The organism is Nocardioides alpinus, assembly GCF_900112035.1.
Classification (GTDB): Bacteria; Actinomycetota; Actinomycetes; order Propionibacteriales; family Nocardioidaceae; genus Nocardioides; species Nocardioides alpinus.
Genome location: NZ_FOKC01000005.1, coordinates 167807 through 182629, shown reverse-complemented (window position 1 = coordinate 182629; position 14823 = coordinate 167807). Strand labels below are relative to the sequence as shown.

At 67.3% G+C, this 14823-nt stretch carries 13 protein-coding genes; 2 read left to right on the top strand and 11 right to left on the bottom strand.

Annotation, left to right across the window (positions count from 1 at the left end; translation table 11 throughout):
- Positions 1-311: 311 nt before the first annotated feature.
- Positions 312-1034: a hypothetical protein gene (locus BM127_RS12375; protein WP_091198976.1), complete on the top strand. Its 723-nt coding sequence runs from the start codon at positions 312-314 to the stop codon at positions 1032-1034.
- 195 nt (positions 1035-1229) lie between these two features.
- On the opposite strand, the gene BM127_RS12370 is transcribed toward BM127_RS12375, so the two are convergent.
- Complete coding sequence (locus tag BM127_RS12370; protein WP_091198975.1) at positions 1230-1409, bottom strand: hypothetical protein; 180 nt, start codon at positions 1407-1409, stop codon at positions 1230-1232.
- A 525-nt stretch (positions 1410-1934) separates the two neighbouring features.
- Between BM127_RS12370 and BM127_RS12365 the strand changes: the two genes are divergently transcribed.
- Positions 1935-2744, top strand: a complete 810-nt coding sequence (locus BM127_RS12365) for a hypothetical protein (protein ID WP_139227723.1) — start codon at positions 1935-1937, stop codon at positions 2742-2744.
- Positions 2745-3089: 345 nt separating this feature from the next.
- On the opposite strand, the gene BM127_RS12360 is transcribed toward BM127_RS12365, so the two are convergent.
- From BM127_RS12360 to BM127_RS12320, 10 genes are all read right to left on the bottom strand, one after another.
- On the bottom strand, positions 3090-4400 hold the full coding sequence (locus BM127_RS12360; RefSeq protein ID WP_091198973.1) for a hypothetical protein: 1311 nt from the start codon (positions 4398-4400) through the stop codon (positions 3090-3092).
- A gap of 141 nt (positions 4401-4541) precedes the next feature.
- Complete coding sequence (locus BM127_RS22280) at positions 4542-4691, bottom strand: hypothetical protein (RefSeq protein ID WP_157829596.1); 150 nt, start codon at positions 4689-4691, stop codon at positions 4542-4544.
- Positions 4692-4807: 116 nt separating this feature from the next.
- Positions 4808-5644: a DUF4145 domain-containing protein gene (locus tag BM127_RS12355; protein ID WP_157829597.1), complete on the bottom strand. Its 837-nt coding sequence runs from the start codon at positions 5642-5644 to the stop codon at positions 4808-4810.
- 435 nt (positions 5645-6079) lie between these two features.
- Positions 6080-7591 carry an L-arabinose isomerase gene (araA, locus tag BM127_RS12350; protein WP_443678030.1) on the bottom strand — a complete coding sequence of 504 codons (1512 nt, stop codon included), beginning with the start codon at positions 7589-7591 and terminating at the stop codon, positions 6080-6082.
- A 67-nt stretch (positions 7592-7658) separates the two neighbouring features.
- Positions 7659-8336: an L-ribulose-5-phosphate 4-epimerase gene (locus BM127_RS12345; protein WP_091198971.1), complete on the bottom strand. Its 678-nt coding sequence runs from the start codon at positions 8334-8336 to the stop codon at positions 7659-7661.
- On the bottom strand, positions 8333-10057 hold the full coding sequence (gene araB / locus BM127_RS12340; protein WP_091198970.1) for a ribulokinase: 1725 nt from the start codon (positions 10055-10057) through the stop codon (positions 8333-8335). Before araB ends, BM127_RS12345 begins: the two co-directional genes overlap by 4 nt.
- A complete protein-coding gene (locus tag BM127_RS12335; protein ID WP_198554377.1) occupies positions 10054-11112 on the bottom strand; it encodes a LacI family DNA-binding transcriptional regulator in 1059 nt (352 codons plus the stop codon). The genes araB and BM127_RS12335 overlap by 4 nt, the downstream gene beginning before the upstream one ends.
- Positions 11109-12116: a galactofuranose ABC transporter, permease protein YjfF gene (gene yjfF / locus BM127_RS12330; RefSeq protein ID WP_091198969.1), complete on the bottom strand. Its 1008-nt coding sequence runs from the start codon at positions 12114-12116 to the stop codon at positions 11109-11111. Before yjfF ends, BM127_RS12335 begins: the two co-directional genes overlap by 4 nt.
- Positions 12113-13201, bottom strand: a complete 1089-nt coding sequence (locus BM127_RS12325; RefSeq protein WP_091198968.1) for an ABC transporter permease — start codon at positions 13199-13201, stop codon at positions 12113-12115. Before BM127_RS12325 ends, yjfF begins: the two co-directional genes overlap by 4 nt.
- Complete coding sequence (locus BM127_RS12320; protein ID WP_232786064.1) at positions 13194-14795, bottom strand: sugar ABC transporter ATP-binding protein; 1602 nt, start codon at positions 14793-14795, stop codon at positions 13194-13196. Before BM127_RS12320 ends, BM127_RS12325 begins: the two co-directional genes overlap by 8 nt.
- Between the last annotated feature and the right edge of the window lie 28 nt (positions 14796-14823).

Sequence of the window (14823 nt, the reverse complement as noted above, 5' to 3'; positions counted from 1 at the left end):
CATCGGGGCTGCCAGTCGCATGACAGGCAATCTCCGTAGCCTCGCATCCAACGCGGTGGGCGCCAACGCGTGCCCCATTCCACCGCCTGTCAGCGCACCAGAAGGGCCCAGATCGTTGTTGATGACAACAAGCGGCCGACCCGCGGTAGCTTCCAAGCCGTCCGCGCCGCAGGTAGGTGCGTGGCACGATGCCGACATGACGGACCCGAACGCGCGAACACCTCCGGTCTACGTCGATCTGCCCCGAACTGAGGATTCGTTTGCACAGACATTGCTGACGACTGAGGCGGGCGCGAACGCGGGGGCAAAGGATGCCTGAGCGAACGGAAGTTGGCCTCACGCAGGCAGTCCTGAAGTTTGCTGCGGGCGACGACCAGACTCGTCGACAGGAGTCAACGACGTGGTATGTCCGCATCACACGGGGCGGCGAGGTCTACATCCTGAACCGTCAAGCGGGAGGACAACTCGGGCACATCTCGGTGCACAAGGACGGCCGCTGCCATTACAAGGTCGCGGTGCCTGATGGGGCCATGCACAAGCACGCAGAGTGGGACCTCCAGAAGCCTCTTGACGACACGGGCCTGCGCCGCCTTGCAACGGTGGCGATTCCCCGTGCCTCCTTGGGCGTCCCTCCAGATTTCGAAGGTGCGGAGGAAGACACCGTCCTGATCCCACCGCCGAGCGAGGGAGATCGGATTGAGGTGGACATACTTGTTGAGCCGGGGCAGGTTCCCGTCGACCAGTGGCCCGGCCAGACCAGCCTGGGCGCACGGTTGGTTGGGCGTTTCAGCCTCTACTCTGAGTCGCCAGACGACGGTTTTCTCCACTTCACACTCGTATTCACGTACCGGCCTGATCCCCTCGTCGGTGAGACGCGTCAGATTTCTCTGTCGCTTCCGGATGGTCTGACTGAGCCACCCCCGAACCTCAGAGTCGTTTGGTTCGAGCTGGTGGAGGTGGATGGACAGAAACTGCCCGTACTACTGGAGGCTCCGCTGCAAAGCCCACCCCGCCCCGCTGAAGACGTTCGCTGATACGGAGACCCGGGACTCCGCGCGGCAATGCCACCACGGGGAGGCCGGCGATCTCAGCCGAAGGGACCGTCATTTTGCCGCACACGAGCGCATCCCAACGTGCTGGCGGGGCAGATGGATATTCGGGGTAGGTAGTACCGCGCGCTGAGTTGCCCGGATGGTCCCGAGAACCCATCCAAGCGACAGCGGACGTTCTTACTCGGCGTACTTCAGTGCGGCCGCCAACAAGGGGGTGACCGCCTTCAGCCCGTCAGCCGAACCCGTCTTCCTCACGGTGTAGAAGCCGAGACCGATGGCTGCGATCGGCACGACCACGTACTTGGTCGCTTGGCGGGCGTTGTCCATCGTGAACTTCTCATCGATGAATCGCTTCATGAGTTGTACCTACTTCCTGATGCCCCGGCCTATCGTTGAGGAGTTCTCACGTGGAGTGCCGGGGACCCCAGGGAACTGATGTCAACAGGATCCACACGTTCTGGACCGCTAAATAGGCGGGCTGGAGGAAGTTGCACCTCGAGCGACGCTGCGCCGACGGGCAAGCCGTGGCAGATACGCAGCTTTTCAAGACTGCAGGGAACAGAGTATGCGGCCGCACGGGACCGTCCAAGCGATTCTTGATCTCGTTTCTGCATCGAGCCAGACACCCGCGCCGCCGTGCTGTCGAAGCAGTGGGTTGCGTCTATCTGCCGCCTGACGGCACCGTCTCAATCCTTGCAAGTTGACGGGCGGTCGGCCGATCGCGACGCACTGACGGCCGAGCGGACACTTCCCTGTTCGTCCCACCGTCCTCCAAGCGACACGATTTGGCCCACGACCTCGACGGAGCTCCGCCTGGGTGAAGGTGCGTGGCGGGCACGCGACACTCCGACCGCTTTCAGGTCGCGATGCGACGATGAAGCGGTGTTGACCGACGAACCTCAACAGGCACATCTCGCACTCGTGCCAGTGTTGGATACATCTAGGCCGAACTTCCGGGCAGTTGGGTGGCGCGTTGTAACCGCCGCTGAGCGGCTCCAAGAGTTGCAGCGGCGCATCCCGGATCTCGCCGACGAGTGGACCGGCCACCCTGTCGTACGGGCCCGGAAAGAGACGCCCGATCAGTTTGAGTTGAGCCTAGAGGACTGGTCGCGGTCGCAATCGGCAAGCGCGCGGACCCTGACTTACCTCGCCAGCGAGGTCCTGCATCACGCGAGGACTGCCTTGGATTACTGCGCCTACCACTTGGTCTGGCTGGACAGCGGGGCGGCGCGAAGTGGCACGAAGTTCCCGTTGGTGAATGAAGCCAGCAAGTGGGGCAAGGAGAAGCGGCGGTCAATACCCGGGGTGACCGCTGAGCATGCTGAATGGATTGGTGAGATACAGCCGTTCACTGGCACGGACTGGAGCGGCTGGCTGCTCGAGTTGAGCAACCGGGACAAGCACCACACTGCGGCAGAGGTGGTCCCTACCTACCGGTGCCGAGTCAACCCAGCGGAAAGGTTCGCCGATCCACTCGGTGACGCCGCGTACTTCGGCTTCCAAGTGGAGGACTCGCGTCTCGAACTGAACATCGCGCCAGCGATGACTGACCCGGCCCGCGGCGCTGGCCTTCCTTTGGAGGCGACTTTGGCCGGCATTCTTCACGGCGTAGTCGATCTGTCGAACCGGTTCCTCACCGAGATCGGGTACACCCCGATCGAGTTCTCAACCCCCGGTCACCAGTCGTCCTAGACCCCCCGTACGGTCTGCAGCCTGAACACAACAGCGCGAGGCCGACGGCCGCGTGGCTCGTCTTGTTATGCGACTGGATCTGTTTGCAGGGACGCCGCGACGAGTCCGAACGGGTGAAGTTAGTACGGCTGCGAATCGCACGCCACGCTGTGATTGGCGCGCCGCACATGCGTCATTTCGCCGCGAGGGTGCCTGAACCCTTCAGCCGATCGACGTTGAGATGGCGCTGGCCCCACGTCCAACTCGGGTGGAGCCTGCGAAACGCAGAGCTCCCGCTCGAACGAACACTGAGGGCTCCTGGTCGCCCGAGCCACCGACGCGCCTCTCCGAAGCCTGCCCCGAGTCCTATTTCTGAGTGGCTGTGCGCAGAGAGAACCGCTTCCGCTCCTTCAGAGAAATGGCTCGGTGCCCACGCTTGAAAGCATGGACCTGGAAGTGCGGGTACGGGCCGAACCGCGCAGCCGCTTCCTCAATCGGAGCTGAGGCAGGCACGGAAAGTGCTGAGACGACCTCGGCTAGGACCGCATCCGGCAGCTCGGCTGTGTCCCAGGCATTCGGAACTAGGCGGTCTAGGTGACGAAGTGCGTTGATGGTCGCGCTGGCTACTTGCGTATGTGTCGCCGGTTCGCGATGAGCACCAACTACCTCGTCCACCACGTGCTCAAGCCGGGCACGTTGGGCCAGGTCGCGTATCTGCTCCCAGATCGGGGTGTACTTCGCGCCTGGTGCACTCAGAATGAGCAGGACCCCTCCCGGAACCAAAGACCGAGCCAGAACCTCCACGTCGGGCTTGAGCATCTGCAACATCTCTTCATTCGTAATGAAGTTGGCCACGACGATGAGGTCATACGCTGACGGCGGAGCAGCCTTTGCTGCCAACGTCTCCGCGATCTGACGATCAGACACAGCGAACCACGTGTCGAAGTCCACGAGGCCGTCATCATCCTCGGCCCAGCGTGGTTCCAACAGCCGACCCAGGTGGCGGTCTCGCGTCTGGTTGTGCAACTCGCGCGGATTAAAGCCGCGCAAATCGTTGTAGGTGACGTCGAAGAAGCGGTCCGTGCGCACGAAGGGACGCGCGGCGCCGCTGCGAGCGACTAGTAGCAACTCCTCGGAAAGACGGTGAATCATTTGTCCCCAAGCCGGGCCGCGGTCGAGCGTATGCACCTCGACAGAACCAGAACTATGGAAGCCAGTCATCTGTTGCTGCGTCCACGCGCCGAGGGCAGCGAAATAGTCCACAGTCGCGTATCCCGCCGGCGCGGGACCAGAACCCACCTCGAGCATCCGAAATCGGCGCGCGGGTTTTGCTATGGGCAGGACTCCACGCTCGAACAGCATGTCTAGCGCTTGCGTGACGCGGTGATATCGATCCACTTCGTGCCACAGTGCGTAGGCCAGTGTTTGGTCAAACTCTTCGAAGTCGAGCTCATCGCACCTGCTCAGAGTTAGTCCAAGTTGAGCGAGGACTCGCTTGGCGGCACCCACGTTCTCACCTACTGCGCGGACGATGAGGAGCGTGACCGCCTCGCAGAAATCACTGGCGAACCGCGCGCTATCGGAGTTCATGTCTCGCCGGTACGCGAACCACTCGTCCGCGGCTTGGAGTTCCCACTGGCGTGCGGTGATGCGGCGACCGCCCAACTCACTCACCATCTATGAATGCTAACGGCAGTTGATCGCCATCTGATGCGTCGTTGTGCGAGGAGAGCTCTAGGCCGCATCGCCCTGAGCCCGCCCCAGAGCCTGCCTCATAGCTCCGCGTCCGCGGCGTCGCGGAGTCGCAGCGCCGCTACCTCAGGGCACGTAGGAGCCGACGAGGTACTTGATGAACCGCTCCGCGCGGTCAACGTAGGTGTGCACGGTGTCTGGCGCCTTCCCCGCGGCGATGAGATCGCGTTCGTAGTCAGCCAGTGCGGCGCGGAGGCTCTGCTCAATCTTCGTCATACGACAAGCGTGAGTGAAAACACCGGGGTCGTGTCTAGTGCAACTGCGTCTCGAACTTCAGCGCCGCCGGCGCCCGAGGTGCTGCATTCCGCCGCGAATCCACGAAGCTAGAATTTCTAGAAGGTCACCGGCCCCTCAGCCGCATTGATTGCTGCCGCCGCAGCTGTGATCGCAGGAGACACGTAAAGCCGGTGGAACGCCTCGTCGAGCAGCCGGGCACCCTCTAGTACGTCGGCGGCTGTTAGAACGCTGTCCTCGTGAGTGCCTGTGTTGCCAAGCCACTTGACTGCAAGCATCAAATCCGCGATGCCGTCGCGATCGGCGTCCTTCTCTCGCCATTCCACAAGTCGACGGTCAAGCGGGCGGAACCGGTCCTTCGCAGTCTTTCTCGAGATTCCCGCGTTGGACAGAAAGCGCTCGATGCAGCCCCGAAGGGAAGTCGCCGCCAACCCGGGAGCAGTGAATAGAACGGCACCGGCAGTCAGCAGCCCTTCAGCGATCCCCCCGAGTGCTTCGTTTACGGCGGCGTCATCAGGTAATTCCATCAGGCGTAACGGCGGATGCACCTGCCTCACTCTGTAAAAGACAGCGAACTGATCGGCGTAGGACTCGGGATACCCGCCCGTCGTGCCGTAATCCACCCGCCACGTACCAGTTGCAACCACGACCTGCTGGCACGTGTGTGCACCGCATACGCCTTGCATGACGAAGGTTCCCTTCTCCCAGTCCGGGTCGTACGCGTCATGCTTTCTTGCTTCTCTCATCCCGGCCGTCTCAAATTTGGTCGGCGCTGCAAAGGACACTGTCCCGACGCCGCAGTCAGGGCATCGAGGTGACGGAAGCGCCGCGCCATCTTCGATCTCGGACGCGAGCTGCCGCAACGCTGGGTCGATGGTCATGAGCCGCAGGTTATCGAGCGGGCGAACCGCGGGCTGAATATTCAGCTCGCTCACGGTTCCAAGGTGATTCCGATAGCCGCGGTCACGGACCCGGCGCATCGTGCGGGGGTTCAACTCGTCCGCGGAGCAGCCCACGTCTTACCGCCGCGAGTGCCCTTGCCTCGTCCGCCCGCAATTGCCTGCTGCCCGCGCGACGGGACTCTGTTCGATATACCGATCAGGAGGCCGAGATGAAGCACGACCCCATTAGCGCCGGCATGTGGGATCTCGCGAGGATGGTCTCGTGCCCCTACTGTGAGGCCGCGGTTGACGAGCGCTGCCGCCGCTTCCGAGCGGGAGCCTCAAGAGGCACAGCCATGAGGGTCGGGTCGAGGCCTTGATGCAGGCCGACCGTGAGCTTCAGCGATCCGCGGGGAGCACCTCAACAGCAACCTGAGTTGACTTCCCACCCGGTGTCGACCCAGGGGCGCGCGGATCCCCCGCTCCTTCCTACAACCCCTCCGCCAACCGGTGGTACGCAGCGTTCCACCGCAGCTCCCGCTGGAACGACCGCGTCGTCGTGTCGTCGTCGATCACGACCATCTCGACACCGGTCATCTGGGCGAAGTCTTCGAGGATCTCGACGCCGACCGCCTTCGAGAGCACGGTGTGGTGCGGGGCACCGGCCATCAGCCAGGACTCCGCCGAGGTCGACAGCGACGGGCGCGGCTCCCAGACGGCGCAGGCCACGGGGAGGTTGGGGAGGTCCTCGTCGGGCTCGACGACGTCGATGTCGTTGACCGTCAGGCGGAAGCGGTCGCCCAGGTCCGAGAGGCCGGCGACGACGGCGCGGCCGGGGTCTGCGGTGAAGCGCAGGCGTACGGGGTCCTCGCGACCGCCGATGGCGAGCGGGTGGATCTCGAGCGACGCGGTCTGGGTGGTGATGGTCGGGCAGACCTCGAGCATGTGGGCGCCGAGGATCTTCTCCTGCCCCGGAACCAGGTGGTACGTGTAGTCCTCCATGAAGGACGTCCCGCCGGGCAGTCCCTCGCCCATCACCTTCGTGGCGCGCAGCAGCACCGACGTCTTCCAGTCGCCCTCGCCGCCGAAGCCGAAGCCGTCGGCCATCAGCCGCTGCACGGCCAGGCCGGGCAGCTGGCGCAGCCCGCCGAGGTCCTCGAAGTTCGTCGTGAAGGCGTTGAAGCCGCCGCTGGTGAGGAAGGAGCGCAGGCCGAGCTCGATGCGGGCGCCGTAGCGCAGCGACTCGTGCCGCTCGCCACCGACGAGGAGCTCGGGCGCGACGCGGTAGGTGTCGGCGTACTCCGTGACCAGCTTGTCGATGTCGTCGTCACCGATCGCGTCGACCACCGCGACAAGGTCGTTGACGCCGTAGGTGTTGACCGAGACGCCGAAGCGGCGCTGGGCCTCGACCTTGTCGCCCTCGGTGACCGCGACGTCGCGCATGTTGTCGCCGAAGCGCGCGAGCTTGAGGCTGCGCAGCTCCGAGCGACCCAGCGCGGCGCGGGCCCAGTGGCCGATGCGCTGCGCGACGAGCGGCGAGTCGACGTGGCCTGCGACCGTCTTGCGCAGCACGCCGAGGCGCGACTGGATGTAGCCGAACTCCCGGTCGCCGTGGGCGGCCTGGTTGAGGTTCATGAAGTCCATGTCGATCGTCGACCACGGCAGCTCCATGCCCGCCTGCGTGTGCAGGTGCAGCAACGGCTTCTGCAACGCGTCGAGGCCCGCGATCCACATCTTGGCCGGGGAGAAGGTGTGCATCCACGCCACCACACCGACGCACGCCGGGTCCGAGTTGGCATCGAGCATCTGCCGGTGGATCGAGGAGGCGTCCATCAGGACCGGCTTCCACACGACGTTGACGGGCAGGTCGCCCACCTCGACGAGGCGCTCCACGATCCCCTGCGACTGGGCCGCGACCTGGTCCAGCGTCTCGGGACCGTAGAGGGACTGGCTGCCGGTCAGGAACCAGACCTCGGGCGTGGGCGTCGACGTCATGCTCATGGGACTTCCTTCGTGGATCAGGTGGTGGTGACTGCTCGTGGCGGTCGTGGTGGAGGTGATCGCGCGGTCAGCGCTGGCCGTACACGTTCTGGTAGCGGTCGAACAGGGCGTCGACGTGCTGCTGGTCGATGGCCAGCGGCTCGCCGAGCTGGCGGGAGATGTGCACGGTGCGCGCGACGTCCTCGCACATCACGGCGGCCTTGACCGCCGCCTTCGCGGTCGGCCCGATGGTGAAGACGCCGTGGTTGCGCATCAGCACCGCCGGCGAGCGGCTGTCGCGCAGGGTGTCGACGATCCCGCGGCCGATCGAGTCGTCGCCGATGATCGCGAACGGCCCGACCGGGATCTCGCCACCGAACTCGTCGGCGCCCATCGTCAGCACGCACGGCACGGCCTCGCCGCGCGCCGCCCACGCGGTGGCGTACGTCGAGTGGGTGTGCACCACTCCCCCGACGTGCGGCATCTCGCGGTAGACGTAGGCCTGCGCCTCGGTGTCCGACGACGGGGCGTGCTCGCCCTCGACCACGCGGCCCTGGAGGTCGCAGACGACCATGTTGGCGGGCGTCAGGTCGTCGTACGACACCCCGCTGGGCTTGATCACCAGGAGGTCCTGGCCGGGCACGCGCGCCGACACGTTGCCCGCGGTCCACACGACCAGCTGGTAGCGGGTGAGCTGCTCGTGCAGCGCGCACACCTCGGCGCGGAGCCGCAGGATCGTGTCGGTGGCGTCGGAGACGGCGGTCATGCGGACACCTCGTACGTCCTGCGCGCGACCGCGTCGCGGCGGATCGCCTTGAGCCGGCGCATCGTGGTGGTGGTGCGCCCGAAGTGGTCGTGGAGCGCGAGGTACTGCTCGAAGAGGGCGTCGTACGCCGCGGCGCGGGCCTCGTCGGGCACGAAGACGTGCCGCCTGACCTTGCCCATCTGCTTGGCGGCGGAGGCCACGTCGTCGTACGCCCCGGCGGCGACGGCCGCGTGGATCGCTGAGCCGAGGGCGGGGCCCTGCTCGGAGTCGATGACCGACAGCGGGAGGCGGGTCACGTCGGAGTAGATCTGCATGAGCAGGGCGTTCTTCTGCAGCCCGCCGGCGACGATGAACTCCTCCACCGGCACGCCGCTGTCGCGGAAGGTCTCCACGATGACGCGGGTGCCGAAGGCGGTCGCCTCGAGCAGCGCCCGGTAGACGTCCTCGGCGCGGGTGGCCAGTGTCTGTCCGACCACCAGGCCGGAGAGCTCGTGGTCGACGAGCACCGACCGGTTGCCGGAGTGCCAGTCCAGGGCGACGAGACCGTGCTCGCCGATCTCCTGGTCGGCCGCGAGCCGGGTGAGGTATTCGTGCACGCCCTCCCCCGCCGCGGCGGCGGCCTCGGTGACGTAGGCCGGGACGCCGTGCTCGGTGAACCAGCCGAAGATGTCGCCGACGCCGGACTGGCCGGCCTCGTAGCCCCACAGGCCCGACACGATGCCGCCGTCGACGACGCCGCACATGCCCGGCACCTCGCGGAGCACCTCGGCGCTCATCACGTGGCAGGTGGACGTGCCCATGATCGCGACCATCTGGCCGGGGCCGACCGCCTGCGCGGCGGGCGCGGTGACGTGGGCATCGACGTTGCCGACGGCCACGGCGATGCCCTCCGGCAAACCCGTCCACTCGGCTGCCTCTGCAGTCAGGGTGCCGGCCCGGTCGCCGAGCTGGCCGATGGCGTGCTCGAGCTTGTCGGCGACGAAGGTCTGGAAGCCGGGCGACAGCTCGCCGAGGAACCCGGCGGACGGGTACTCCCCGTCCTGGCCCCCGAATGACTGGTAGAGCCCCTTGTATCCGGCGGTGCAGGCGTTGCGGACGTACGTCCCGCAGAGCTGCCAGATGATCCAGTCGGCCGCCTCGACCCAGTGGTCCATCCGGTCGTAGACCTCGCGGTCGTCCTCGAACAGCTCCAGGCCCTTGGCGAACTCCCACTCCGAGGAGATCAGCCCGCCGTAGCGCGGCAGCCAGGCCTCGCCGCGGGTGCGGGCGAGCTCGTTGATCCGGTTGGCCTGGCCCTGTGCGGCGTGGTGCTTCCAGAGCTTGACGTAGGCGTGCGGCCGGTCGGCGAGTCCGTCGACCTCGTTGAGCGGGGTGCCGTCCGCGAGGGTCGGGACCATCGTGCAGGCGGTGAAGTCGGTGGCGATGCCGACGACGTGGGCCGGGTCGATCCCCGCGGCCTTGACCGCAGCGGGCACGGCGACGCGCAGCACCTCGCGGTAGTCCTCGGGCACCTGCAGCGCCCACTCCGGCGGGAGGGCCCGCTCGGTGCCGGCGAGCGAGGCCGGGAGCGAGCGCTCCAGCACCGCGTGCGGATAGGGGTGTACGCCGGTGCCGAGCTCGGCGCCGTCGGAGACGCGGACGACGACCGCCCGGCCCGACAGGGTGCCGTAGTCGACGCCGACGACGTACTGCTCGTGGTCGACAGTGTTCGCGGTGCTCATGGGGTCCTTTCGACAGGCACTGCTCGGACGGGCGCTGCAGTGCTGGCGCGGACGACCAGCTCGGCGCCGATGAGGCGTTCGGGTGCCGGGACCTGGCCGAGGGCGGCGCGCAGGATCTCGATCGCGCGCTGCCCGACGGCCTGGAAGTCCTGGCGGACGGTGGTGAGGGGCGGGATGAGGTACGCCGCCTCGGGGATGTCGTCGAAGCCGACGACGCTGACGCCGCGCGGGCCGCTGGGCACTCCCCGGCCGGCCTCGGACAGGGCGCGCAGCAGGCCGAGGGCCATCTGGTCGTTGGCGCAGAAGACCGCGGTGACGTCGTCGCGCGCCGCGATCTCCAGGCCGGCCTCGTAGCCGCTGGCGGCGGACCAGTCGCCGGTCACCGGCTGGCCGGGACGCAGGCCCGCGGCGTACATCGCGTTCTGCCACCCCTGCAGCCGCGCCCTTGCCTCGGTCCACTCGAGCGGTCCGGCGAGGTGCACGATGTCGGTGTGCCCGAGGTCGATCAGGTGCTGCGTGCCGAGCTCGGCGCCGGCGACCTGGTCGACGCCGACGGTCCAGCGGGTCTTGTCGGGGTCGCCCTCGACGACGACGACCGGGATGCCGAGGTGCTCCTGGGCGCGGGCCACCTCGAGCGCCTCGTTGGTCGCCGAGATCAGGATGATGCCCTCGACGGCCTGGCCGCGGAGGTGGTCGATCGCGTCGACGAGCTCCTCGCGGGTGAGGCTCTGCAGGTTGGCCGAGCTGACGAAGTAGCCCGCCTCGCGACCCGCCGCCTGGATGGTGCGGTGCACCGTCGACGGACCCCAGTAGCCGCTCTTCGAGCCGATCACGCCGATGGTCGCGGAGCGTCGGGTGACCAGCGCGCGGGCCGCGGAGTTGGGGCGGTAGCCGAGCTGGAGGATGGCCTGCTCGACCCGCTCGCGGGTCGCAGGACGCAGGTTGTTCTGCCCGTTGATCACGCGCGAGACCGTCTGGTGGGACACCCCCGCCAGTCGCGCCACGTCGGCCATCACCGGGGTGCGGGCCGGCGGCTGGGTCTCGCTCAGCGTCATGATCGGCGCCGCGTCGCGAAGCGCTGCACGACGACGAACGCCAGCAGCAGGAGGCCGGTGATGATCCGGATCCAGTACGAGCTCAGGGTGCCGTCGAAGGAGATGAGGGTCTTGATGATGCCGAGCACCATCACGCCGAGGAGCGAGCCGACGACGTACCCCCGTCCGCCGGTGAGCAGGGTGCCGCCGATGACGACCGCGGCGATGGCGTCGAGCTCCATCCCGATCGCGTGGAGGCTGTTGCCGGAGAGGATGTAGAGGGAGAACAGCAGGCCGGCGAGGGCGGCGCAGAAGCCGCTGATGACGTAGACGCCGACCTTGGTGAAGGCCACGCGCAGGCCCATCAGCATCGCCGAGCTCTCGCTGCCGCCGATGGCGTAGACGGTGCGCCCGAAGCGGGTGCGGGCCAGCACGAAGGCCGCGATGGCCACCGTCGCCAGGGCGATGATCGCCGTCCAGCGGATGTAGTACTCACCGATGTAGACCGTCTTGAAGGCCAGCTGGGTGAAGGTGTCGTCGCTGATCGAGATCGACTCGACACTGATCAGGTAGGTCAGGCCGCGGGCGAGGAACAGCCCCGCCAGCGTGGCGATGAACGGCTGGATGTCGAAGTAGTGGATGAGCAGGCCCATCAGCAGGCCGAGCACTGTGCCGGTGAGCAGCACGGCCGTGATCGAGGCGTAGGGCGACCAGCCCATCTGCAGCGTCTTGGCCGCGATCATCGTGGACAGCGCGACCACCGATCCGACCGAGAGGTCGATGCCCCCGGTGAGGATGACGAAGGTCATCCCGACGCCGAGCACGATGAGGAAGGCGTTGTCGATGAGCAGGCTGAGCAGCACCTGCGGGTCGGAGAACCCCTCGTAGCGCATCCCGCCGAGACCGAAGAGGCCGATGAAGAGGGCCAGGGTCGCCAGGATCGGGTAGTAGCGCGGGGGCGGCGTGAAGGAGCGGACGCGGTCCCACGTCGACGCAGAGCCGGGGTTGACGGTCGCGGTGCTCATGAGGAGATACCTGCCTTGGCGGGAGCGGGGGCGGGTGCCGGGGTGGGCGCCGGTCCCGAGGTGGGCGGGCCCGTACGTCGTACGCGCAGGGACGCGCGGGCCTTGGGCGACTGCACGAGGCACACGGCGATGACCACGACGGCCTTGAAGAGGTAGTTGAGGTCGGAGGGGATCCCGATGTTGGGGATGGTGCGCGCGAGGGTCGCGATGAAGAGCGCGCCGATGAAGGTCCCCATCAGCGAGAACCGGCCGCCCGCCAGCGACGTGCCGCCGATGACGACGGCGAGGATCGCGTCGAGCTCGATCCACAGCCCGAGGCTGTTGGCGTTGACGGAGTTGGTGTTGGCGGCGATGACCAGGCCGGCGAGACCGGCGCAGAAGCCGGAGAAGGCGTAGACGGTCCAGATGATCGTGCGGGACCGCACCCCCGCCAGGCGGCTCGCCTCGGGGTTGATGCCGACCGACTCGATGAGCATGCCCAGCGCCGTACGGCGGGTGAGCACGGCGGTGAAGGCCAGCACCGCGATCGCGATGAGGAAGGCCAGCGGGAGCGTCAGGACGAAGCCCGAGGCCAGGTCGCTGAAGAACGGGTTGTTGACGGTGGTGATCTGGCCGTCGGTGATCGCCATCGAGATGCCGCGGCCGGCGACCATCAGGATCAGGGTCGCGATGATCGGCTGGATCCCGAGGACGGAGACGAGGAAGCCGTTCCAGGCGCCGAGCGCGACGCAGACCACGACGGCGTACGTCATCGCCATCACCGCGGTCGTGAGCGCCGCCTCGTCGCCGGCACCGATGATCCGGGTGCACGCGACCGCGGCGGCGATGGCGGCGATCGCGCCGACCGAGAGGTCGATGCCGCGGGTGGCGATGACCAGCGTCATGCCCAGCGCCACCAGCATCACCGGCGCGCTGTTGCGCATGATGTCGATGACGTTGCCGTAGAGGTGGCCGTCCTGCATCCGCACGTTGAGGAAGTTGGGGTTGACCACGACGTTGACCAGGAGCAGCACGACCAGCGCGAGCACCGGCCAGAGCAGCGGGTGGCGCAGGAGGCGTGCGGCGCGCGAAGAGGACTCAGACATGGGTGGCTCCCTCGGACTGCGGCTCGGCCTGGGGCTCGGGGTGGGCCTCGCCGGCGATGATCTCCAGGACGTCGCGGACGCTGACGTCGGCGTTGACCCGCTCGTCGATCTTGCGACGGTCGCGCATCACGACCAGCCGGTCGCTGAGCCGCAGCACCTCCTCGAGCTCGGCGGAGATGAACACCACCGACAGCCCCTGGGCTGCGAGCTCGGCCACCTTGGCCTGGATCTGCGCCTTGGCGCCGATGTCGATTCCGCGGGTGGGCTCGTCGAGGATCAGGATCTCGGGCTGCGTGATCAGCCAGCGCGCGAGGAGCACCTTCTGCTGGTTGCCACCGGAGAGGTTGCGCATCAGCGCGTGAGGGTCCGCCGGACGGATGTCCAGGGCCGCGATGTAGTCGTCGACCAGCTGGGTGCGCATCGCCTGCGGGATGGGGCGGAGCCAGCCGCGCGACGCCTGCAGCGCCAGCAGCATGTTGTCGGCGACGGTCAGGTCGCCGACGACGCCCTCGGCCTTGCGGTCCTCGCTGGAGAAGGCGACCTTGCGGTCGATCGCGTGGCGCGGACTGCGCAGCTTGCGGCGCTCGGAGCGGAAGGTCAGCTCGCCGGTGTCGGCGGTGTCGGCGCCGAACAGCAGGCGGGCGAGCTCCGTACGTCCGGAGCCGAGGAGGCCGGCGATGCCGACGACCTCGCCCTCGAAGAGCTCGAGGTCGGTGGCCTCGAGGGAGTTCTTGCGTCCCAGGCCGATGGCCTTGAGGACGGGTACGCCGGTCTCGGCGTCGGTCTTGGGGGCCTCGCAGTCGAGCCGGTCGAGGGTCTCGAGCTCGCGGCCGATCATCGAGCGGACCAGCTCGAGCTGCGTGGTCTGCGCGACCATCCGCTCCTCGACGAGCTTGCCGTTGCGGAGGATGGTCATCCGGTCGGCGATCTCGTAGATCTGGTCGAGGAAGTGGGAGACGAAGACGATGGCGACGCCCTCGTCACGCAGGCGGCGCATGACGGTGAAGAGCTTCTCGACCTCGTCGGCGTCCAGGCTCGAGGTCGGCTCGTCGAGGATCAGCACCTTGGCCTCGACGTCGACGGCACGGGCGATGGCCACCAGCTGCTGGATGGCGATGGGGTGCTCGTCGAGGGTGGAGCGCGGGTCGATGTCGACACCGAGGTGGAGCAGGGTCCTGCGGGCGCGGCGGTTCATGTCGCGGACGCTGATCGCGCCGAAGCGGCGGGGCTCGCGCCCGAGCATCATGTTCTCGGCGACGGTGAGGTTCGGGACCAGGTTGACCTCCTGGTAGACGGTGCTGATGCCGGCCTCCTGCGAGGCGGCCGGGGAGTGGAACTCGTGGGGCTCGCCCTCCACGATGACCTCGCCCGCGTCGATGGTGTAGACCCCGGTGAGGGCCTTGATGAGCGTCGACTTGCCGGCGCCGTTCTCGCCCATCAGGGCGTGCACCTCACCGGGGAAGAGCCGGAGCGAGACGCGGTCGAGGGCGCGTACGGCCCCGAAGGTGATGGAGATGTCGCGCATCTCGATCACCGGCGACCGCTCACCCTCGGGTGGGGCCACGACCTCCGGTGGCGTGGTCATCTGCGTCATCTCAGGTCCTCTCGTGCCTTGCGTGCTG